Source organism: Vibrio sp. V23_P3S9T160, from assembly GCF_963886625.1.
Classification (GTDB): domain Bacteria; phylum Pseudomonadota; class Gammaproteobacteria; order Enterobacterales; family Vibrionaceae; genus Vibrio; species Vibrio anguillarum.
In genome coordinates this window covers 1-21,696 of the sequence record NZ_CAWPDB010000114.1, presented here as the reverse complement: position 1 = coordinate 21,696, position 21,696 = coordinate 1, and the positions used below count along the sequence as shown (strand labels likewise).

Here is a 21,696-nt window from a genome sequence, read left to right as displayed (position 1 = left end):
ATGGATGATAATAGTGAGTCTTGATCCAAAACATTGCTTTATGACTCATCTTTAAAGAGTACTATAACGCTTGTACTAAGATGTCTCAATTATAAAACTATTGATTCATTAATTAGGCACAAGTTATCAGTTTATTTCACGGAAGTTGTTATTTCTGAAACGAAATGGTGAGACGTTAAATAACGTAGGATCGCATCGTGCAGTTTATTCGTTGTGGAAATAATAAAAGCGACAAATTGTCGCTTTTATTCATGTAGAAGTCATACGATTTAACGATCCCAATACGCTTCTTCTAGGCTATCTTCACGTTCTGGTAATGCTCGTGATAAACGAGGAGAGTGCTGTGTGAGCACTTCGTAGCTGACACGGTTTGCATATTTGCAGATCTGAGATAACGAAGAGTAAGTGAGATACGGCACATCATGTTTGGCAGAGTTTGGAACATTACGTTGATGATAACTATTCGCGGCCATATCGTGCAGTAAAGCCGATAGCGCTCCGTCTCCCGCTCCGTTAGTGTTTTTGATTTCCAATGGGCCACCCAAGTAAGGGCCAATGTGTGAATACACTTTTATTGGGTTGAGACAGTCTTGTTTCCGCATCGCACGGCTAAATTCGTACTTGTTAAATTCAGCAATATTACCCGGTAGAAGAGGTAATTCAGTTTCGCGCTTTGCGCTTTCATCGGTGTAGCTAGCCATATAAAGACCCACGGGCCCCGCGGTGCAGAGGATTAAATCAACCCATTCGAGTGCTTTGTTAGCCGCAAGCAGTGGATCTTTCTCACCAGTTAACGCTTCACCTTCTTCTTCATTCATGGCGACGACTGTGATGTTTTCTTTGATGTAGTCTTGCCACCACTTCGCATTACCTTCAATTACATACTTAGTGCCTAGGGTTAACACCACTGGAATGTGCTTGGATTTAGCGATCTCAATAGCGCGTTTGACCGCAAGTGGCATTGGATCTTCGGGTTTTCCACGCATTAAGTAAGAAGAAACAACTAAAGCGGAGGCTTTTTCAAAGACCTCTTCAGGAACACTATCGGGGCGAAGTTTATTCATATGCCCTTCATTAATGGCGAAGGTGCGCTCTCCATCATCAGAAATTAGGGTGTAGCAACGCCCGATAGGACCATCGACAGTTTGAAGATGGTTTAGGTTCATGCGCGATGAGGTTCTACACAAATAACGATAGCTGTATGAGCCGACTTCAATATTTTTGGACATCACGCCGAGCAAAACGGATTTGCTATCGGCCAACACAGAGTAGTTGTGCAGTGTGTTGCCAATCGTATCTCCCGGGTATTGGTGAGTAATTAAACCTCGTTCGACTAGCTCTTCATAGAGCGCATCGGCTTTGCTCTCTTCGAGCACCAGTGAGTGACCTTTACTCAATTGATGTTTCTCTAAGAACTCATTGTCTACACGAGCTTCAATATCAACAATGGTTTGCCCAACACCGACCACTGTTGGGCGGTGGAGCATAGCCGTTTGTTGAATTTGATTGACGAGAGGGTCACGAGCATGAGTCGGAAAATAGTGCTTAGATTTACGCTGTCCAGGAAACTTCATGTTGAAAAATGAGAATTGAAAATTTCCCGTATCATATCACGGATATGAAAGGTTCCTTTCATTTTTATTACATAAAAAAGTGAGCCAAATCCAGATCGCCGAGGCATTAGCGGCTATTTAGTGAGCGTTATGTCCGTACTATAAGCCTTAGTCCCCCAAAGCGGTACGGTCGATAGGCTGTGCTTGAAGCTACCATCTGTTTCTTTGGTAGTATAAGACAAGTAGATCAGGGTTTGATTTTCAGCATCGTAGATACGTCTGACTTTCATTGACTTGAAGAAAATGCTTTTTGACTTCTTAAACACGATTTCGCCTGATTTGCTCTTATCAATTTTCGCAATCATCTCTGGCGTAATGTCACCAGTCTGACGACACGAGATTGAGCTATCACTTGGATCAGAAAGACTCAAATTAGCCTCAATTGAAGCAATATGGCACGTAACACCAGTCACAATATCATCACTTAGATTTTCGATTTTTACGTCTTTAAGCGTGAAAAATCCGAGCGATACATCGCCAACTTCATTGCTATCGCAGCCAACTAAACCAAAGCTAAGTATGAATGCGGTGGTGATGAGTTTCTTGTTCATGTCTATAATCCATTTATCCATCTTTCTGCACATGATAGCAGCATCAAAGGAGAATGATATAAGGTTGTTATGTTGATGTTTTGGCCAGCATATCTGCAGTTTAGATGAGGATAATGTGAGTAATGGCTTGTCGCATATCGATCTGGTCAGTATCCTGCTTGCAACAATTAGAAGAAGAAGTAAATAACAATGATTAACCAACCTGACGTTGCCGCCATTAAAAACCAATGGCTATTTGACCAAGTGAATGTCGAATTTCCAACAGAGGAGAGTTTACAAGGTCGAGATCTTTACCAAAAAGCGGTTGTTCAACGCAGTTCTCGCCCTTTTATTGAGCTCACTGAGGAGCCTAACCTATCGTTGCTTGAAGAGGTTTATTTGGTTGATTTTCATCGGATGACAATATGGTTTGCTCTGTTGCAAGCAAGCTTATGGAGCGATAAAAACGATCAATCAAAAGTTATCGAATTCTTTACCCAAATCATTTATTCAGCACCTTGCGAGCTTTACTTAGGTTTTCAAAACGGGGAGCCTGTGGCTGCTGGTATCGTCACCTCCACTTCACATGAGATACTCATCTCTGACATCGTTACTCTGGATAAAAATGCATTTGGAGGTGAAGATGTATTCACGCGGTTGTTGCTCGCAAAATGGCGTGCTAATCATGAGTGCAATGGTAATGTTTTTATAGAACAGTAGATTGTCCTGTTAAAGCGCCTCATTCAGAGAGTCTAGAATCATATTTATTCTGAATTTGCATTTCGATACTACAGGTGGTGATAACGTCAGCTGCAACATCGTATTGAGCGTAAAAGAGTGATGCGGATATAAGTTATGCATATCAACTCTTATCTTCGCTTCATTCTGTTAACTCAATCATTTTATACATTCACCCAGCGGTTAAAATTAAGCATTGGATGAAGGAAGTGTTTATGACTGAGAAAAAAATAAAATGTATTATTTTCGACTGTGAAGGTACTTTAGTTGATAGTGAGCGTTTGTGCTGCGAAGCGCTAGTTAATGTATTGAACCAACTAGGAGCCCACATTACTTTGGCACAAGTGAGTAACCATTTTGAAGGTGGGAAGATTGCGGACATACTGTTTCAGGCGCTTGAACATACGAACATTAACGCCGATCTTGATCTTTTAGAGAACCTTTATCGGGATAAAGTTAATGAGCTCTTCGAGCAATATCTTTCACCCATGGATGGTGCGATAGAACTACTTGAGTATTTACGCCAGCAGGGTATTGAATACTGTGTCACCTCTAATGCACCTAAAGAAAAAATATCATCAATTTTACAACGGAGCGGTTTGCTCCCTTTGTTTGAAGGACGCATTTTTTCAGCCTTTGATGCGAATAGCTGGAAGCCTGAACCTGATTTGATTCGTTATTGTGCGATGAATATGGGATTTCTTTTGCAAGAATGTATTTATGTGGATGATTCAGCAAAAGGGGTTGAAGCGGGTATCAATGCAGAGGTACCAACCGTTCAGCTAGCACCTCTTAACCCACAGGGTTTTTCTCAAGCGCCTAATGTCGTTGTTATCGACACATTACTCGAGCTTAAACCATGGCTCAATGCACATTGTTGGCCAAGCAATGAATGTGTTTATGACTGATTAGCGCTGTGTGTACACCAATCATTTGCTGGACGCTTTGTAAGTGGTCGGTTTTAAAACCACATTGTGCGCAGATAAACTTTTCATTGTTTGTGGAAATAAAGTATTCGTCATGTTGACAAAGTGGACAGCAGTCTATTTTTTCAAGTGTTTTATTTATATTTTTCATAATCAATTCTCAGCAGCAAAAAGGGAGAGTCATGTTCTCCGTACTCACAGAATAAACACTAATCAAAACTTGCTCTCGGTAATATTTACCTTAGTTCCAAAAATTAGAGGCATTTCATACTTCACTGTAAGGAATGTTTGATTTTGACCTAAACCATAATAGGCAAAGTGCCGTCATTGCCCCAAGGGTATCGCATAACATGTCTTTTTGTGCGTCCCAAATGTCGCCTTGTGAACCCAGAAAAGCGATTCCCTCATCACCACCGGCGATTGAGGCATACCACCATTCAATAATTTCGTAACCTGCTGCGATACTCATGATAGAGAAAAGCCCGAACAATGAGGCAATTAGCGGTTTACAGAGCTGCTTTCTAATTAAATATTCAGCGATAGGGTAGGCATAAAAGCCAATTGAGAAATGAGCGACGCGATCAAAATTATTACGAGATGATCCGATCAGTTCGTTGAACCAAGCAAACGGAACATCTGCAAATGTATATTTAGCCCCAATGGTGTGCAAACTAAGCCACACAAACATCAGAATATAAGCCGTTGAGCTAAAGCGTAGTTTTGTTGAAGCCCAATAGACGAGTGCTAAGATCCCTAGCGCTGGGATGATTTCTGCTAACCAGACAGCACGAGAAACCGGCGCGATCGCTGAAAATAGAAAGAGTACACCGTAGATCGCCGTCAAAAATAAAAGCGTGCGTGAGAAGTTGAGAGACATGGTTTTTCCTATCACAAAATACCGATGGATAGTGCCACTATTTGGCACGATGTTCAATTTTGTTGAATTCTGTATCTTATAGACGTAGAAATTTGTGTTTGAGGTGAGTGTATCTACCTTCGTTTTGTGATTGATTTTCGCATTGTCTTGGTAAAGAGATCCGTAAAGTGGAGAAGATCATGCAACAACTCGATCTTTCTCTTTTTATGTATTGATAGATAGTGCGTGTGATAAACGGACTCTAGTTCAAAAAGCCAAGATAATATGCGGTAAGAAACTCGACAAAAAAGCGATATTGGATTTGAATGAAGAGAGAACCTTAATGTGAACGTCGAGACTATGTCCCAAAGTAGGCCCGAAAGTATGTCTGAAAGCTTAGAACTTACCGCTCAGTTTCAATCTTACATGGAAAATCCGCTGCTTTGGCCAATGTTGGAGGTGTTGCGTAAACAGCCTTCCGGTTGGAAAGTCCATACGTTAGCGGCACATTTAAGTGAACAGGGATTCATGCCTGTACTTGATAGCGCACCTGAAAAAGACCTCTTTAAGCGTAATTTTTTGATCATGAACGCGCTCTATCAGCTTCAAGAGACGCTTTACCCTGAAAAGTGGTTACAAGTATCAGCAATGGACATTGTACTAATGCCTGCGCATCGTGCCGTTAGTTGCGAAATCGACCCAGATGATCCATTGCGTGATTATTACACTCAGTGGAAAAATTATGAGGCTGATGAAGGAGAAGTGCGCCGCTTGTTGAACGAATTCTGGACTCGTTACCGTAAAGCAATGGGTGGAACGAGTAACCTTAATATGAATCGTCTTCAAGCATTGAGGCTGTTTAAATTACCAGCGGAAGCGACGCAAATTGAAATCCGGAAAACATGGCGCAAGTTGGCACTAAAGTGGCATCCAGATCGAGACAATGGCAATGCTGAAACGTTTCGAGTGTTGTGTGAAGCATGGAATATTTTGCGGCAAAATAGTTAAAGCCCAAACCTTAAACTCTAGACAAGATATTCGTCGAATAAGGTCAACTGGCACTGTAAGGCATACCTAAGCTAACTACCTGTAATGTACTGAAGCAATAGGGTACTGAAGTAAAAAAGAAGCGATCTCTCGCTTCTTTTGGCTTTTGTTGTAGGGGAGTTAATCTTTACTGGTGGTTTTTAAATTGCGACTTGCGCATACGGTTCAACGCCGCCATCACATCGATGACACGTGGTTTCGCCAAGTCACCGTGGTTTGGCATATTTTGGTGCCATGTTCCTGCTAATAAAGCCATCATCTCTTTGCTTGGTTGCGCTGACCACCCCGGAGTCTGCGCAAACTGGAACCAAGTCCAGCCAATCGCATTGACTTCAGAAGGTGACTCCAATTGTCCTAACGCATTTAAATCCGTAAATTCTTTGCCAAAGCGAAGCGAATCAACGCCTTTGGCAGAGACTCGGAATTTACCATCAACCAGTAATTTTTGCAGCGCAGTGCGATTCATCGCGCGTTCTGGGAAAATAGCCAGTGGCGTTTCACATTCGTTGTGACGAGCAGTTGGGTGCTGTTTGATGACTTCTTTAGCTTTGTTAGTCACATCAACGGCGTGGTAGTCATGCATCTGGATGACAGTATCGGCGACATCTAAGTAATCACCGGACCCCCCCATGACGATCAGTGTCGAGATATCCAAATCATCGCGAAGTTGCCCGATACGATCAACCAATGGTGTAATGGGCTCATCACCTTTACTGACCAGCGCTTGCATACGCTCATCACGGATCATGAAGTTGGTGGCGGAAGTATCTTCATCAATCAGTAATGTACTAGCGCCAGATTCAATGGATTCTTGTAACCACGCTGCTTGCGATGTTGAACCGGACGCATCTTGAGTGCTGAAATCGGAGGTTTCTTTACCCATAGGTAGGTGATTGATGTAGTTGGACAAATTTAAATTATGTACGCAACGGCCATCTTCAGCGCGAATTTTCATGGCTTGATGATCCGTAACAATTCGCTCACGGCCATCGCCGGGAATATGGTTGTAAATTGAACGCTCAATCGCCGTTAACAAAGTCGATTTACCGTGAAAACCACCGCCGACGATAAGGGTGATACCTTTGGGGATGCCGAGTCCTTTAATTTTTCCTTGGTTTGGTGTCTCAAGCTCAACTTCTAACGATGTGGGAGCTTGGAAAGTAACGGCGTCTTTCATCGGCAGATCACAGTTACCTGCCAAGCGAGGTAATACGCTGCCATTAGCCACAAAAGCAACCAGATTGTGCTGTGCCAGTTGTGCACGCATTGCTTCTTGATCTTCGATCACAGCGCAATGCTCAAGTAGGGCATCTTTATCCAGTTCACGTTCAATGGTGGCTCGGCGAATGAATTTTGGCAGGTAGAAGGTGATGATGTTGAGCGCTTTCTTGGCCAGAATGTCACGACCTTCAGCGGGTAAATTGATGCGAAAACGAAGCTCAATACCATGCTCCGTAAAGAGAACAGCGGTACTATCAAGCACCGTTTGGCCCGTCAATGCGATGGCAATATGGCTCTCTTGCTTAGCAAACTCCGCAAAACTACGAGCGATAAAATCTCTTGCAGCCATTTGATAAGCAGGTGATTTCTCTTTTAACCATTCCAGACCGGTCAGAGACCATGCTCGAGTAGCGCGAAAGCGAGATGCAGAAGCGTAAGGGTCCGCTTGGATATGATCGATATGCAAGGTGAAATCACCAAATTCGTATTGACCTTTGATCTGCTGATAGGCGCGGTAGTTCTGTTTTTCTAGCTTTTTGAGAATTGATGTTAATAAATCCATCTCGATATCGCTCGTTTGGAAAGGAAAGGCGGCGATTATAGGAACCGCCACACTGAGAGTAAAGACATGATAAGGGATTCCTTTATCCTACAAAACCTTTGTCTCGGCAGGGTGTGCATAATTTTGGTTCAGTAGCCCAGCCTCAAACTCGTCACAAGGCATTGGTTTACCATAGAAATAGCCTTGGCCAAACTCACACCCTTCACTGATGATAAAGTCTTCTTGGCTTTGATTTTCAATCCCTTCGAGGATCACTTTCAGCTTTAATTTTTTGGCAACGTGAATGATTGAGCGAACAATTTCTTTATCTTCCTCACTTTGATCCAATTGATGTACAAAGCTTTTATCTATTTTTATGCAATCGAAGGGAAATTTTTTCAAATAACTGAAAGAGGCGTAGCCCGTGCCGAAATCATCAAGTGACAACGTCACACCTAGTTGGTGTAGAATTCGCAGTGTGTTGCGAGCCACCACTTCATCCGCAATCAAACAGCTTTCTGTTACTTCCAACTCTAAGTACCGAGCTGGAAGTTGGTAGGTGTTCAGTAGCTCACGAACTTGGTCTGCGAATTGGGCATTCTTCAATTGGACGGCTGAAACGTTAATGGCCATTTTGAAATTATCGACCTGTTTTGCCCATTGGCTCGTTTTTTCGATGGCCGATCGCAGGACAAAGTTACCCACTTCAAAAATCAGTCCATTTTGTTCGGCCATGTGAATTAAGGTTTCATTGGATATATCGCCCAATACGGGGTGCCGCCAACGTAGTAGCGCTTCTGCCCCCGTCCAGCGATGAGTGGTTGGAGAGACCTTAGGTTGAAAATAGAGCATGAGCTCATCGTTGCGCACTGCTCGTAATAAGTAGCTTTCTAATTGGTTGATTTGCCGGAGTGAGTCACTGAACACTTGCGAGTGATAGCAAAACTTATGACCGGAATCTTTGCAAGAGACCATGGCAGCAGAAGCTTGTTTGAGCAGTTCTATAGCATTGTCAGTGTCTAAACTCGTTGCAATACCAATATAGGAATGAAGATGAACATTATGGTCATCGAGCTTAAATTCAGAATGACCGATTTCGACCAATTTATGGCACAACTTTTCCAGGTGACGCGCTAATAGTTTTGTTTTGACTATCAAGACTAAATCTGTCGACGTGGGTCGAGCGGTCAATATTTCAATTTTATCGCAGCGGCCTAATCGCTCACGATATCGAGCGATGACTTGATCCCATGCTCGGTAGCCAAAGTGAGATTGAATATGACGAGCATTAGTGAAACCAATATGAATGGCGGCAACTTCGGTGTGCTGTTTTGTTGCTTGTAAAAGGCTATTTTTGAGTTCCAATTCAAGTGCGTTGCGATTTAAAAAACCTGTGCTGACGTCATGCCACTTTTGATATTGAATCTGTTGTTCTGCGGCGCGGCGTTTATCGATCTCTTGCGTGAGCGAGTAGTTGAGATCAGCAAGATCTTGTGTTCGGTTATCGACGCGAAGCTGAAGCTCATCATTGAGCTGCTGAAGTCTTACTTGTTGGTATAAGGTGGTGAGCTGGGATTCAATGGTATCGCGAAAACTCTCCAGTAACTGCCGATAGGTGGGGCCAAAATGGTTCTCCTTGTTATCGAGTACGCAAATGGTGCCAAATATATCACCATTCGGCCACTTTAATGGGATGCCACAATAGGCAATCATGCCCAGTGGTGCATCTGGATTATGCATCCATTTTTTATCGGCTAAAGCATTCGGGACCAATAGTTCCTGCTGTGTTTGCATCACAGTTTCACAGTACAGACATTGTCCTAAGGGTTCTTTATGTCCGGTTTGATAGGGGTTGTCGACGTTGGTATTTTTACAGAATATTTCGAGTTTTTGCTGGCTAGCACGCATGATCAATGCGCTCGGGACGTTTAAAATTTCAGCGAGTAAATTCACAATGCGCTGCCATCCATCCATCATTGAAGAGGGGATGAGCATCTCATGTGTCTTTATTTTCGACATATTATCAAATTCCTTTGGACGACAAAGCTTAAAAAAGCCGAGCATTCATTGCTCTAGACTGACGATGACAAGATCCGCTCCTATGACCATAGTATGGTATTAAGAATAAGAACGCGCCGCCAATGTAACAAAAAAAAGCCCCAATAAAATATTGGGGCATTGAGATAGTTAGCTGTGTCTCGTAAATGATACGGAAGGAGTTAATCGGCTTGCTTGATATAATGGTCGATATTAATTTCTTGAGCATAATCAACACAGTCAAAGTCGAAGCCATTGAGCTGCATGAATTCTCGCTTAAAGCCCTTATAGTCACCTAGTTGCTTAAAGTTGTACTGATCCATTTTCTCCAGTAAATCGGCCACTTTTTGCTGAGTATCTGGGTTGAGCTCCCAATCATCCATACGGATCAGTCGTTCGCCATCAACGGGTACTTTGCCTTTGCTAGAGAGTTTTTCGCTAAACAGACGCTGCATCTGCTCGATACATCCTTCGTGCGTCTCTTTTTCTTTCATCACCTTATACAATGCGACAATGTAAGGGCTTAAATTGGGAATGAACACGCTCGCCTTCGTGACTAAAGCTTTACAAACAGTCGCATAAGCCCCGCCGCCATAGTTAGACAATTTTAGGTTGAGAGAGTGGCTGGTTTGGTGCAAATCAATTTTGGCGCGCCCCAGTGTACCGTCAAGATAAATGGGGTGAGTAATCTGAGGGCCGATGTATGAAAAAGCAATGGTTTTACACCCTTGTGCAATCGATTCAGTGTTGATCAGCGTATCTATCCAGTTTTCCCAATCCTCGCCACCCATTACTTTCAGTGTACTTTCGATCTCTTCGTCATTTGCAGGGGCAATGGTGGTTTCTACCCACGTATCGTTTTCTAGTAATATTGTCGCACCAGAAACTGCCTCACCAATCGGTTTAATGGCGGAGCGCCAATACTGATCTGAATTGGGTTTTGGTCTCATGCCGCTGGCGATACTGTAAATGACTAAATCGACTTCCCCTTCAAAATAGGTCTCTATCGCTTCAATCACTTGCTCGCGTACTGATGGTGAAAAAACATCCCCATCGATATTGACGGCGACTCGACCCGCTTGCTCGGCCTGTTGTTTAAAAAAGAGATTGTTGTACCAACCAGCACTACCAACCCCTTTTTCTGATGGCGTTTTTTCAAAGGAAACGCCAATCGTATCGGCTTCTGAACCACCAAAGGTGAGGGCAATGCGGGCGGCGAGCCCAAAGCCTGACGATGCGCCTAAAATGAGAACTCGTTTTGGCCCGTGAGTGATCGGTCTGCAAGATTTTACGTAATTAATCTGTTGTAACACAGCTTGTTCGCATCCGAGTGGATGAGCAGAGCGAGCGACCACACCTTTGATCACAGGTTCAATGTGCATAGTTTGTACCTTTGCGGTTAGGGGAATGGTCTAAAAAATATCGTAAAACTAGGTAAAGTTCATTGAGCTGAGGCATTAAAATCAGAGATGCTCTGCTAAATGTTGCGCAACAAAATTGGCGATCCACGGCTGAGCGTCGACCGTCGGATGTAAGCCATCAGCCATCATCCACTCTGGTTTAATGATCACTTGCTCTAAGAAAAAGGGCAGTAACGGCACAGTGTGTTGGAGGCTAAGCTCAGAATAGAGGCTATAAAAGGCATCGCTGTAGCGTTTGCCATAGTTTGGTGGAATGCGAATCTGCATCAAAAGAGGGGTTGAGCCTGCTTTTTTTATTTGGCCAATGATGGCGGTTAAATTGCTGCTGATCAATTGAGATGGAAAGCCACGCAATCCGTCGTTCGCACCAAGCTCAATAAGCACCGCATCAGGGGTATGTAGGGTGAGTAGTGACGGTAAGCGGGCTAGGCCATTGCCCGTTGTATCGCCAGAAATACTGGCATTAATGACATCAATGTCTGATTTACCTTCAGCTTGCAACGCATTAGGTAGCAAGCTAGGCCAAGCGTTTTCAATCGGCATTTGGTAACCAGCGCTTAAACTATCACCCAATATCAAGAGTGTGGTACTACTAGCGCTAGCCGAGAATAATAAAATACAAATCAAGGAAAGAAGTCGAGTCATGCAAACATCCGTTATTAGAGCACATTCATTATCTAAAACAGTCTCTACCAATCAAGAGCATTTAACAATCCTAAAAGAGGTAAACCTAGAGATCAAAAGTGGTGAAAGCGTGGCGATAGTCGGAACGTCTGGTGCGGGGAAATCAACCCTGATGACGCTGTTGGCTGGGCTTGATACGCCGACACGCGGAGAAGTAGAGCTATTGGGCCAGCCATTATCTCAACTGGACGATGAAGGACGCGCGGCGATCCGCAGTCAATCGGTTGGCTTTGTGTTTCAAAGCTTTTTGCTGATCCCAAGCTTGTCTGCGTTAGAGAACGTGACGCTACCTTGTTTGTTAAAAGGTGAAAAAGAGGATGTAGATCGTGCTAAATCCTTGTTGACGGCCGTTGGTTTATCGCATCGAATGCATCACTCTCCTGCACAACTTTCAGGGGGCGAGCAGCAACGAGTCGCGCTAGCAAGAGCCTTTATGATCAATCCGAAAGTGCTGTTTGCCGATGAGCCTACTGGCAACCTTGATCAAGAAACCGCGGCAAAAGTGGTTTCATTATTGTTTGAATTAAATAAGCAGCACGGAACGACCTTAGTGCTGGTTACCCATGATCCCGCTCTTGCGGCTCAATGTGATCGTATTTTCCACATGCAAGCTGGTATGTTGGAGGAGCGGTAATGAGCGAGATGTCGAGCCGTTCACTCAATAAACGATTAATTCGCTGGAGCTTAGGTGAAATCCGCCACGGACAGTTGTGGCCTATTTCAGTGGCGCTAACCTTGATCATTGCTTGTATTTTTGCGCTGACTGCCTTAGCTGAGCGTATGGAGCAAGTGATTGTTAAACAAGGTAAAGACGCACTCACTGCCGATAGTGTGTTTGTTTCCGCAAACCCACCCCCAGCGTCATTGCTCGATCAGATCGAGCGCTTGCAACTGCCGTCTTCACAACTTACGCGTTACGCGACAATGGCATTCAGTGAGCGCGGTATGCAGTTAGTCACTGTCAAAGCAGTGGATAGTGCTTATCCGCTACGCGGTGAAATGCGTCTTTCTGATGATGTGACGACATTTCAGCACCTTGCGCCGAATCAACTGTGGTTAGATGAACGAGTGTTTGCGCAATTAGACGTTCAAATTGGTGATCAGGTCACACTGGGCGATGCTGACTTTACGGTCTCGGGACGCATCCTTGAGGAGCCGGGACTCAGCTTTAATCCGTTTCAACAGATGCCAGCGGTGTTGATCCACCAAGACGATGTGGCTCGTACTGGTGCACTTCAATTGGGAAGCCGGGTGCAATTTAGCGTGTTCATTAATGGTGATGATGGACAGATTGAAGCAGTAAAACAGCTCGTTACTTTAACGCCTAGCGATCGTTGGCGCGACCGAAATAGCGCCAGCCGAACGAATGAGGTTTTTGAACGCACAGAGCAATATTTGTCGTTAACCGTAGCGATTGTGATCATCATGGCGGCAACCACATTAGTCCTGACTTGTCAGCACTATGTTTCTACGCGGCAAAAAACCATCGCCATGTTAAAAAGCCTTGGAGCGAGCAAACGTTGGATCCGCCAATGGTTGATCGTACAAGTGGTGATTTTGTTTGTTTCTGCTGCGGTGCTTGGGGTATTGATCGGCATTGGCCTAGAGTCTTTATTACGCGTGCCGCTGGTGGATTTATTGCCTACGCCTTTACCGAGTTATGGCGCTAAACCCGCTTTTATTGCGCTGATGGCGAGTGTATTGATCGCTTTTCCTGCACTCGGCATTCCTTTACTGCATTTGCTAGATACCAGTGCGCTCAATGTCATGCAAACAGAGCGAGCGAAACCGAATCATCGCCGTAATGGGTTGCTCATCTTGATTCCGTTAGTGCCGATGCTGTGGGCTTATTGGAATAATCTCTTAGTGTGGATTGTGTTGGCTGGGATCGTGACGCTTTTTGCGGTGCTTGCTGTGGTCAGTGTTTTGGTGGCTCGTAGTTTAGGACGTCTTCCGCTCTCTACCGCGCTTAAATTAGCGCTCAGCCGAATCAATCGTTCGGCAATCACGACCGGAGTCCAGTTCGGCGCGTTAGGACTATCGTTAATGTTATTGGCGATCATCTGGTTAGTGCGTACCGATTTACTCTCTGATTGGCAGCGAACCTTACCCAGCGATGCTCATAACGCATTTGCACTCAACATTTCACCAAATGAAGTTAATGATTACCTTAACACGTTAGACAGCGCCAACATTGTGCGTTCGCAAGCCTATCCGATCATCCGAGGGCGTTTATCGACTATTAATGGCATAGAGGCCAAGCAACAAGCTCAAGGTGAAGAGGGGAGTGATGCGTTGAGGCGAGAGCTCAATTTCACTTGGGGAGAATCGCTACCCAGCAACAACCAACTGACGGCAGGAGTGTGGACAGAGCAAGGTGGAGTTTCGGTTGAATCCGACGTTGCTCGTGATTTGGGGCTGGAACTGGGAGATAGTTTAGGGTTTGTGATCAATAGCCAAACCGTGGAAGCGAAAGTAAATTCCATTCGCCAAGTCGAGTGGCGAGAAATGAAGCCTAACTTCTATTTCATTTTTACCCCAGACTTATTGCAGGAGATCCCTGCCACGTGGCTGGTGAGTTTCAGAGCGCAAGATCAAGATAACGCTTTGCTTGCCACCCTTGCTCGCACTTACCCTACGGTCAGTTTGATGGATATCCGGGCAATGGGCGATAAAATTCAAACTTTGCTGACGCAAATTATCTGGTCAGTGACAGTGCTGGCCGCAATGGGCGTGATTGCTGGTATTTTGCTGATTTTTACTCTGCTGCGTTTAAGTTTAAGCCAGAGGCAACAAGAAATTCGCTTATACCGCACTTTAGGGGCCAGCAAGCGCCGCGTCGAGCAAACTATTTGGGCTGAATACGGTTTGATGGCGCTCATTGCCGGAGTCGTCGCAAGCCTTGGCTCTGACGCGGTGGTGGCCAGCGTCATGAAGTTCGGTTTTGAACTAGAACCTATGGCGCATTACAGCATGTGGTTGGTGCTACCCTTGGCGACGTTTTGCACATTATCGCTGGTCGTGAGTAGTTTAATTAAGCGGCTGTTAACCCCTATAAATAAAGACTTTAACTAGCGGTATCCATAATCCCAGACGGAGTTATCCACAAAAACAGTGGATAAAGTTTGGGATAACTCGACGGCTTGATAACGGCCTATTTGCGCTTAGCCCCGTAGTTACCTTGGGTTGCGCAGTTTTGTTATTCACAAGGTTGAAAAAACGTCGTTTTGGCTTTATTGAGTCAAGCAATTTTTTAAGTTATTTGTCGATTATGCGTATTGCTTGTTAGTCGTAAAGCAGATAAGACCACGTGAAAAATGTGATTTTAATAACGCTTTACAAGCTTTAGAATGCATCCGGGTTTTCCAGAGTACTCGTATCTTATGTCATATAAAAAGTTCAATACAGATTCTCCATGTGTCGCAATTATTGGTGGGGGTGTGGCTGGTGCCACTGCCGCCGTTCATATGGGAGAACTGGGGCTCAATGTGCTGCTTTTGGAAAAAAGCGCTGGCCTCGTTAATGGGCCGCCGATTTGCCATCTGCACGCGGGCGGTAACCTCTATCGCGAAATTTCGCAGCAGCAGTGTCTTGAGTTACTTAAGCAGTCGATTGAAACCGTCAGGCTCTATCCCCACACGCTGAATAAGCGACCTACTGTGATTGCTGTTCCGCATAGTGATGGCGGTGAGCCGCAAGCCCTATTACCAAGGCTAGAACTTATTCAGCACAGCTATCAACAATTGGTTGATGAAGACCCACGTAATCAACAGCTTGGTCAACCCCAAGAGTATTTCAAACTCTACAGCCGTGAAGCACTGCAGGTATTAGCAACTCAGCAACAGAGTGATCAACCGACATCATTCGATGATTGGGTGATCCCTTTTGCTCAACATGCAGATTTAAATCAGTTGAAATACCCAGTCATTGCGGTGCAAGAATACGGTTGGAGTGTTTTTCGTCTGGCGGCCAGTGCTGAGCTTGCGTTAGCGGCGATGCCTCATTGCCAAGTTTTAACGCACGTTAAATTAATCAAATCTGATTTTATTGATGAGCAATGGCAGCTCGTTTATTTGGATGATCAAGAGCATGAACACGTTATCCATGCCGATTATTTAGTCAATGCATGTGGTTATGAAACGGGAATAGTCGATGATTTGGCTAAGGCTCCGCGTCAACGCTTGGTGGAATTTAAAGCGGCTTACGTTACCCGTTGGGCAGAATGCGACCAGCAATGGCCAGAAGTGATTTTTCACGGGCCAAGAGGCACCCCACAAGGAATGGCTCAGCTAACACCGTATGCTGATGGTCTATTTCAGTTGCATGGTATGACCGAGGGAATCACGTTATTTAAAGATGGGTTAGTGGCCTCGCAAGCTGGATCATCACAGCCCGTATTGCCTGATTATCTCGAACGCAAAATTAAGAACGGCTGGCAACAGGACGCACTACAAGAGCGCAGTGAACGAGCCATACACCACATGAGTCAGTTCATCCCACAGTATATTCAAGCACAAGTAGCTGGTAAGCCACTGTTTGGTGCGCAGCAAATTCCTGGCCAAGATGCTACATTACGAGCCGCTGATGTTACGTTTGAAGCTCATAATTATGCGCGAATCGAAGTGGTCAAAGGTTCATCCGCGTTGGAAGCGGCAACTAAAATTGTTCAGCATTGGCAGTTAGTTAACGATGAAGACTTGCTACAATCGATAGAAGCTCGTCACCCAATCAGCATGAGTTTGGCTCTTGAACAGGTGGAAGAGAAAGCTATCGCGTTAGCTAAGGCACGCGCTTATCCTGAAGCATTGGCAAAAATTGTCGGTATGGTTTGATTGGTGACACCTTGCGGTTTTCTAAAGGAGCAAGGTGATAGTCGTTAGTAGCCGAAATAACGCGCCCATTGGCACCAAACCTCTTGCAGGCCTTGTATATCACCTTTGACAAAACGTATTTTCTGCCCCGGTTTTGCTTGTGCCAAACGGGGCAGATCAATGCGAGCCACACACCCTAATTTAGGGTAACCGCCGATGGTTTGGCGATCGTTGAGTAAAATGATCGGTTGGCCATCTGGCGGGATTTGAATCGCCCCCAAAGCAATTCCTTCCGATAAAATAGGTGTCGCGGGTGGGGTAACCGTATCGCCATTAAGACGATAGCCCATGCGATCGGGGCATGCTGACTGACAGTGAAGCTGGTTTGATAAAAGCGATCGAGTTGCTGCGATGAAAATTGCAGGGCTTGGTAGCCTTCAATGACGCGTAATTTAAGTGGCAGATTATAATCAGGCTTATAACGAAAAGTAATGTGTACGGGTTTGTTATCGATAGCGTGGGGATTAAAGTGCAGTGAATCGCCCGCTTGCAGTGGTACACCGTTTTGCGTTAACCCACCAAGCTGTTCTTTGGGTACGGTGGCAACACTACCTAAATGGTGAGGCACAATGAACCCTCCGCGCACGGCCAAATAAGCTCTTAAGCCATTTTTGGCTAGGCCAAATTTCAGTGTTTGCCCGGCTTGCGCGCTAAAGCTTCGCCAATTACCAATAACTTTGCCATCTAACGTGGCCGATAAATCACCACCTGCAATTGCCAGCATACATGGATGTTTAACATGAAATTCCGCCTGACCAAGCGTGATTTCAAGCGTTGCTAAATTGACTCGGTTACCCAGTAAATGGTTGGCCCAACTGTAGGCGTAATCATCGACTGGTCCTGATTGAGTAACACCGATATGACTGAGACCAAAGCGGCCAAAATCTTGAATTAAGCTCAGTTGACCGGGTTTTATCACCTGTAGTAGGGGGCTCATGAATGGTGCTCCCACTGCGAGGCTAATTGAGGTATTTCACCTCCTAATGATAAAAATTCCTCGCGAGTCATTGCTGTAAACTTCACTTTAGTTCCAATCGAAAAAGGCGTCATTGGTGTTTGATGAGGAGAAAAGAGCGGATGGGGGCAATTGGCGATGATATTCCATCCTCCGGGAGAGTTGTTCGGATAGACGGCCGTTTGCTGTTCTGCAATCGCGACGCTGCCTTTGGCCACACTAAGGCGTGGGGTGGCATGGCGCGGTAAGCGTAATTGTTCATCTACTTCAGCCATAAAGGCAAAGCCTGGTGCAAAACCGACGGCACAAACGGTGTAGACCGTTTGAGTGTGTAGCGCGATAACTTGTTGCGTGGATAAACCAAGCGCATGGTAGCGCTTCAAATCTGGGCCGACACTTTCATCGTAGTAAGCGCCAAGCTCAACCAAATTGTGGGTGGCTTCCACAGCTAAAGATAAGGCCGCGATCGCTGTGATCAATTGCTGCTCTAGCTCCCTTTGAGTTATACGATAAGGAAGGTAATCGATCAAAATGGTAGTGTAAGAGGGAGTGACATTCATCAGGTAAGCAGAAAACTGCACCATGATCTGTTGCGCAACTTGTCCGATATCGAGTGACAGATCGGCCGATGGCGGGTGAGCAAAACGCAATAAGAGGCTGCATTCCGCAACGGGTTCAATGCTGTAGTTCAATGTCACTTAACACTCCTTGTGATGACGTTGTAGCCGCTAGGAGATACACGTGTAATGGTTCAACGCTCTCGTAGACAAATTCGGATTTTCTCTATCAGTTCAATCGCCGTCGGGTTATCGCCATGCACGCAAATCGTATCGGCTTCGATAGGGATCACAAAGCCATCCGAACTGGTCACTTTTCCGTAATCAACCAGTTGTTTAATTTGATTGATGATCGCCTCTTCATTAGTCAGCACTGCATTGGCTTGGCTTCTTGGAGTGAGCATACCATTAGCGAGATAAGTCCGGTCGGCAAAGGCTTCAAACAGCAATGGCACGTCATAAATATCGGCGATATCAAGGTAATCTTGGTTATTGCCTGAAGCTAAGATCATCAAGGGCACATTGAAGCAAGAAACTGCATCGACCACTGCGCGAAAGACAGATTTGTCACGCATCATATCGTTATATAAAGCCCCATGAGGTTTAACGTAGCTTATCTCGGCATTTTTGCTCTCACATAATGCCTTGAGTGCGCCAATCTGGTAAATCAGTAACTCGCATATCTCTTCTTCGCTAAAACTCATTGAACGGCGACCAAAACCTTGCAAATCGGGGTAACCCGGGTGAGCGCCAATCATTACATCAAATTGAATCGCCAGCTCAATCGTTCGGCTCATCACGTGTGGGTCAGAGGCATGAAAGCCACACGCAATATTGGCCATGTCAATCCAAGGCATCACCAACTCATCAGCGCCCATTTGCCATGCACCGAAGCTCTCGCCCATGTCACAATTGAGAGTGATTGTTCTTTTTGTCACGGGTTGCATCATCCTTGAGTGTCCATGTTGAGTAACTTGCCGTAATCAAAGGCAATATACAGTGATCCGATTCATTGTTTGGCGATAAGTATGGGCCGAAAGATAGCGAATTGGCCTGATAGACAAACATTAAAGCAGATTGATTTATAAGTGAAGTTTAGGTTGAAAGTCGTTAAACTTGCACAACCAATGTCAGAAGGTAAAAACAATGAAAGTATTAGTGACAGGCGGAATGGGGTATATCGGCAGCCATACCTGCATTCAAATGATCCACGCCGGTATGACACCCGTAATTTTTGACAACTTATACAATAGTAAAGCATCGGTTTTAGAGCGCATCGAAAAAGTGTCCGGTGTGAAGCCGCTGTTCGTCCATGGTGATGTACGCAACCAAGCACAACTGGTTGAAGTGATGAAAGCGCAAAATATTCAAGCGGTGATCCATTTCGCAGGCTTAAAAGCAGTCGGTGAGTCAGTAGAAAAACCATTGGAATATTACGATAACAATGTGAATGGCACATTGGTACTGGTGGCGGCCATGCGTGAAGCTGGCGTGAAGGCACTTGTTTTTAGTTCATCTGCAACCGTATACGGTGACCCAGCCTCAGTGCCTATTACCGAAGATTTCCCAACCAGTGCGACCAACCCTTATGGCCGTAGTAAGTTAATGGTTGAAGAGTGCTTGGCCGATTTCCATAAAGCCAACCCAGATTGGAGCATTACACTGCTGCGCTATTTTAACCCTGTAGGTTCACATCCATCAGGCGAGTTAGGTGAAGATCCACAAGGCATTCCGAACAACCTAATGCCTTTTGTCTCGCAAGTGGCCGTGGGTCGAAGAGCATTTCTCTCTGTTTTTGGCAGTGATTACCCAACTAAAGACGGCACAGGGGTTCGCGATTATATTCACGTAATGGACCTAGCCGATGGTCATATTGCTGCGCTGGAAAAAGTAGGCCAACAAGCAGGCTTGCACATTTATAACCTAGGCACAGGAAATGGCTACAGTGTACTAGAGATGGTGAAAGCGTTTGAACAAGCGTCAGGTAAAAGCGTGCCGTACCAATTGGTCGAACGCCGCGCTGGTGATATTGCGGAGTGTTGGGCAGATCCAAGCAAAGCGATGGCGGATCTAGGTTGGAAAGCGACTCGCAGCCTAGAAGCGATGACACAAGATACGTGGCGTTGGCAGTCAAATAATCCACAAGGTTATCCTGAGTCTTAAGCTCTTGCTTCAACTTCTCTGCGATGAATGAAATAAATAGCCAGTCAAATGACTGGCTATTTTGATCTGACTTGATTACTCAAGCAATCCAATGATCAGTTAGTCCGATAACGGCTTAAAATTTCACCAAGGTTGCGCGAAGCGTTTGCAAGGCTAGCGACACCTTGCGATGAGGTTTGCGCAACACTGCGAATCGCATTGGATTGTGTACGAATATCACTCAGCTCAGCAGCAATATCATTAGCAACGGCGCTTTGCTCTTCGGCTGAAGTTGAAATTTGAATACTCATGTCATTGATCATTTTTGCTGATTCAGCAATTTGATTGACGTTATTGCCGATGTTAGCGACTAAATCACTACTGGTTTGAGCTTGACTAACCGTTTGCTCAGTAATGCGTGCGATATCTTGGCTTTCGGTTTGCAGCTTCTCAATCATGGATTGAATTTCAACAGTAGCCGCTTGCGTGCGGCTAGCTAAGGTGCGAACTTCATCGGCTACCACGGCGAAACCGCGCCCTTGTTCACCAGCACGTGCCGCTTCAATCGCAGCGTTCAATGCCAGTAAGTTTGTCTGTTGCGAAATGGCATTGATGGTGGTGATCACATCGTTAATCTGCGCCGTATTTTCATTCAATGTTGAAACCGAATGAGAAGCTTGCTCAATGAATTTTGACAACTGGGAAATTTCATTAATTGCTTGCTGGACTAGCTGTGAGCTCTCTTCCGCTTGTTTTGAATCTTGATCGGCTTGCCGATTGGCTTGTTGGGAAATGGTGGACACTTCTTGCGCCGAGGCCGTCATCTCTTCCATGGCCGTGGCGACGGAATCCAAGGAAGCGTATTGGCTACTGATTTGTTGCTCGCTCTCTTTCATCTCATGGGCAAAAGAGCTGGATGTCTCACCGAGAGTGGTGGCGTTTTGTTTTACTGAAACTACCAGTTCGGTCAAGGTATCCATGGCGTTATCGAGCGCGCAGCCGATGGTACCAAACTCATCTCGACCGGGATGAAAACCTAATCGTGAAGTTAAATCACCTTTTGAAATTTTCAAGGTTGTTGTGTATAGCACCCACAATGCACCGCCAATAAAAGTAGCGACCCAATAGAGGAAAATAGCAAAAGGGATTGCCCACAAATAGCTCAACAGAAAAGTCGAGAGTGCCGATCGCTGAGCGTCTTTTTCAAGATAAGAGAGATTCTCTGTCAGTGCGTAAACTTTGCCATCGCTGTGTTTTGCTGTGGCGGTAATCACCCCTTTTTGATAACTAGTTGCGGCTAAAGAATGGCGAGTTTCAACCGCTGAAAGGGTTTGTGGATCTGCGCCGCTGGCAAGCAGACCTTGCAGTTTGTACTCAACGGCCAACTTCGATTGCGCTTCTATCTGGGCCAGTGAATCAACATAGCGATTTCCTGCGACAAAGCTTAAAGCGGTGAGGAATAAAGCGAAGATCACCCACATCTTGTCATTAATTGACATTTTAATGAACACGCGGTCAATCGTCCTGAACTGAACTTCTTTCATTGCTGCTCCGATA

The 21,696-nt window shown here is 45.1% G+C and carries 18 protein-coding genes and 1 pseudogene; 7 read left to right on the top strand and 12 right to left on the bottom strand.

All coding sequences use genetic code 11. From position 1 onward, the window contains the following. Positions 1-269: 269 nt before the first annotated feature. Positions 270-1,574, bottom strand: a complete 1,305-nt coding sequence (locus tag AACU59_RS07535; protein WP_013867964.1) for an inosine/guanosine kinase — start codon at positions 1,572-1,574, stop codon at positions 270-272. A 113-nt stretch (positions 1,575-1,687) separates the two neighbouring features. Next, entirely contained in the window at positions 1,688-2,164 is a 477-nt protein-coding gene (locus tag AACU59_RS07530; protein WP_026028212.1) for a CreA family protein, read from the bottom strand. A 189-nt stretch (positions 2,165-2,353) separates the two neighbouring features. On the opposite strand from AACU59_RS07530, the gene AACU59_RS07525 reads away from it, so the two are divergent. Together AACU59_RS07525 and AACU59_RS07520 are read left to right on the top strand one after the other, a co-directional pair. Continuing rightward, entirely contained in the window at positions 2,354-2,863 is a 510-nt protein-coding gene (locus tag AACU59_RS07525; RefSeq protein ID WP_013867962.1) for a hypothetical protein, read from the top strand. A 233-nt stretch (positions 2,864-3,096) separates the two neighbouring features. Further along, entirely contained in the window at positions 3,097-3,789 is a 693-nt protein-coding gene (locus tag AACU59_RS07520) for an HAD family hydrolase (RefSeq protein WP_176428537.1), read from the top strand. Here the strand turns inward: AACU59_RS07520 and AACU59_RS07515 are convergent. Together AACU59_RS07515 and AACU59_RS07510 are read right to left on the bottom strand one after the other, a co-directional pair. Next, entirely contained in the window at positions 3,746-3,958 is a 213-nt protein-coding gene (locus AACU59_RS07515; protein ID WP_010318303.1) for a hypothetical protein, read from the bottom strand. The two genes, AACU59_RS07520 and AACU59_RS07515, sit on opposite strands and share 44 nt — an antisense overlap. A 114-nt stretch (positions 3,959-4,072) precedes the next feature. Further along, positions 4,073-4,741 (bottom strand): DUF2238 domain-containing protein, encoded by a 669-nt coding sequence (locus AACU59_RS07510; protein ID WP_094145117.1) that lies wholly within the window; start codon positions 4,739-4,741, stop codon positions 4,073-4,075. A 306-nt stretch (positions 4,742-5,047) separates the two neighbouring features. On the opposite strand from AACU59_RS07510, the gene AACU59_RS07505 reads away from it, so the two are divergent. Beyond that, entirely contained in the window at positions 5,048-5,671 is a 624-nt protein-coding gene (locus AACU59_RS07505) for a DNA-J related domain-containing protein (RefSeq protein ID WP_170935174.1), read from the top strand. Positions 5,672-5,837: 166 nt separating this feature from the next. On the opposite strand, the gene AACU59_RS07500 is transcribed toward AACU59_RS07505, so the two are convergent. The 4 genes from AACU59_RS07500 to tesA form a co-directional block, all read right to left on the bottom strand. Continuing rightward, positions 5,838-7,493 carry an ABC-ATPase domain-containing protein gene (locus AACU59_RS07500; protein WP_094145123.1) on the bottom strand — a complete coding sequence of 552 codons (1,656 nt, stop codon included), beginning with the start codon at positions 7,491-7,493 and terminating at the stop codon, positions 5,838-5,840. 87 nt (positions 7,494-7,580) lie between these two features. Then, positions 7,581-9,491, bottom strand: a complete 1,911-nt coding sequence (locus AACU59_RS07495) for a bifunctional diguanylate cyclase/phosphodiesterase (RefSeq protein WP_094145116.1) — start codon at positions 9,489-9,491, stop codon at positions 7,581-7,583. Positions 9,492-9,691: 200 nt separating this feature from the next. Further along, positions 9,692-10,891 carry an enoyl-ACP reductase FabV gene (gene fabV / locus AACU59_RS07490; protein ID WP_017043170.1) on the bottom strand — a complete coding sequence of 400 codons (1,200 nt, stop codon included), beginning with the start codon at positions 10,889-10,891 and terminating at the stop codon, positions 9,692-9,694. A gap of 81 nt (positions 10,892-10,972) precedes the next feature. Beyond that, a complete protein-coding gene (gene tesA, locus AACU59_RS07485) occupies positions 10,973-11,575 on the bottom strand; it encodes a multifunctional acyl-CoA thioesterase I/protease I/lysophospholipase L1 (protein ID WP_064626273.1) in 603 nt (200 codons plus the stop codon). Between tesA and AACU59_RS07480 the strand changes: the two genes are divergently transcribed. The 3 genes from AACU59_RS07480 (at position 11,574) to AACU59_RS07470 (ending at position 16,446) form a co-directional block, all read left to right on the top strand. After that, positions 11,574-12,248: an ABC transporter ATP-binding protein gene (locus tag AACU59_RS07480; RefSeq protein WP_013867953.1), complete on the top strand. Its 675-nt coding sequence runs from the start codon at positions 11,574-11,576 to the stop codon at positions 12,246-12,248. The two genes, tesA and AACU59_RS07480, sit on opposite strands and share 2 nt — an antisense overlap. After that, on the top strand, positions 12,248-14,689 hold the full coding sequence (locus AACU59_RS07475) for an ABC transporter permease (protein WP_094145115.1): 2,442 nt from the start codon (positions 12,248-12,250) through the stop codon (positions 14,687-14,689). The genes AACU59_RS07480 and AACU59_RS07475 overlap by 1 nt, the downstream gene beginning before the upstream one ends. Positions 14,690-14,964: 275 nt before the next feature. Then, the gene (locus AACU59_RS07470; protein ID WP_094145114.1) at positions 14,965-16,446 is read left to right on the top strand and encodes an FAD-dependent oxidoreductase; all 1,482 of its coding nucleotides are present in this window, start codon (positions 14,965-14,967) and stop codon (positions 16,444-16,446) included. A 44-nt stretch (positions 16,447-16,490) separates the two neighbouring features. Here the strand turns inward: AACU59_RS07470 and AACU59_RS07465 are convergent. From AACU59_RS07465 to AACU59_RS07455, 3 genes and pseudogenes are all read right to left on the bottom strand, one after another. Beyond that, positions 16,491-17,422 (bottom strand): annotated as a pseudogene (locus tag AACU59_RS07465) (biotin-dependent carboxyltransferase family protein). Further along, complete coding sequence (locus AACU59_RS07460) at positions 17,419-18,138, bottom strand: 5-oxoprolinase subunit B family protein (protein WP_094145113.1); 720 nt, start codon at positions 18,136-18,138, stop codon at positions 17,419-17,421. The pseudogene AACU59_RS07465 and the gene AACU59_RS07460 overlap by 4 nt, the downstream one beginning before the upstream one ends. 53 nt (positions 18,139-18,191) lie before the next feature. Further along, complete coding sequence (locus tag AACU59_RS07455) at positions 18,192-18,935, bottom strand: 5-oxoprolinase subunit PxpA (protein WP_094145122.1); 744 nt, start codon at positions 18,933-18,935, stop codon at positions 18,192-18,194. 208 nt (positions 18,936-19,143) lie between these two features. Between AACU59_RS07455 and galE the strand changes: the two genes are divergently transcribed. Continuing rightward, on the top strand, positions 19,144-20,160 hold the full coding sequence (gene galE, locus AACU59_RS07450) for a UDP-glucose 4-epimerase GalE (protein ID WP_029189705.1): 1,017 nt from the start codon (positions 19,144-19,146) through the stop codon (positions 20,158-20,160). Between the two features lie 95 nt (positions 20,161-20,255). Here galE and AACU59_RS07445 read toward each other — a convergent pair whose 3' ends face one another. Next, entirely contained in the window at positions 20,256-21,683 is a 1,428-nt protein-coding gene (locus AACU59_RS07445) for a methyl-accepting chemotaxis protein (RefSeq protein WP_161437648.1), read from the bottom strand. Positions 21,684-21,696: the final 13 nt, after the last annotated feature.

Bases quoted from the DNA above. Each gene is read 5' to 3' on its own strand.
- AACU59_RS07535 (WP_013867964.1), bottom strand. From the start codon at position 1,574: ATGAAGTTTCCTGGACAGCGTAAATCTAAGCACTATTTTCCGACTCAT.
- AACU59_RS07530 (WP_026028212.1), bottom strand. From the start codon at position 2,164: ATGAACAAGAAACTCATCACCACCGCATTCATACTTAGCTTTGGTTTA.
- AACU59_RS07525 (WP_013867962.1), top strand. From the start codon at position 2,354: ATGATTAACCAACCTGACGTTGCCGCCATTAAAAACCAATGGCTATTT.
- AACU59_RS07520 (WP_176428537.1), top strand. From the start codon at position 3,097: ATGACTGAGAAAAAAATAAAATGTATTATTTTCGACTGTGAAGGTACT.
- AACU59_RS07515 (WP_010318303.1), bottom strand. From the start codon at position 3,958: ATGAAAAATATAAATAAAACACTTGAAAAAATAGACTGCTGTCCACTT.
- AACU59_RS07505 (WP_170935174.1), top strand. From the start codon at position 5,048: ATGTCTGAAAGCTTAGAACTTACCGCTCAGTTTCAATCTTACATGGAA.
- AACU59_RS07500 (WP_094145123.1), bottom strand. From the start codon at position 7,493: ATGGATTTATTAACATCAATTCTCAAAAAGCTAGAAAAACAGAACTAC.
- AACU59_RS07495 (WP_094145116.1), bottom strand. From the start codon at position 9,491: ATGTCGAAAATAAAGACACATGAGATGCTCATCCCCTCTTCAATGATG.
- fabV (WP_017043170.1), bottom strand. From the start codon at position 10,891: ATGCACATTGAACCTGTGATCAAAGGTGTGGTCGCTCGCTCTGCTCAT.
- AACU59_RS07480 (WP_013867953.1), top strand. From the start codon at position 11,574: ATGCAAACATCCGTTATTAGAGCACATTCATTATCTAAAACAGTCTCT.
- tesA (WP_064626273.1), bottom strand. From the start codon at position 11,575: ATGACTCGACTTCTTTCCTTGATTTGTATTTTATTATTCTCGGCTAGC.
- AACU59_RS07475 (WP_094145115.1), top strand. From the start codon at position 12,248: ATGAGCGAGATGTCGAGCCGTTCACTCAATAAACGATTAATTCGCTGG.
- AACU59_RS07470 (WP_094145114.1), top strand. From the start codon at position 14,965: ATGCATCCGGGTTTTCCAGAGTACTCGTATCTTATGTCATATAAAAAG.
- galE (WP_029189705.1), top strand. From the start codon at position 19,144: ATGAAAGTATTAGTGACAGGCGGAATGGGGTATATCGGCAGCCATACC.
- AACU59_RS07445 (WP_161437648.1), bottom strand. From the start codon at position 21,683: ATGAAAGAAGTTCAGTTCAGGACGATTGACCGCGTGTTCATTAAAATG.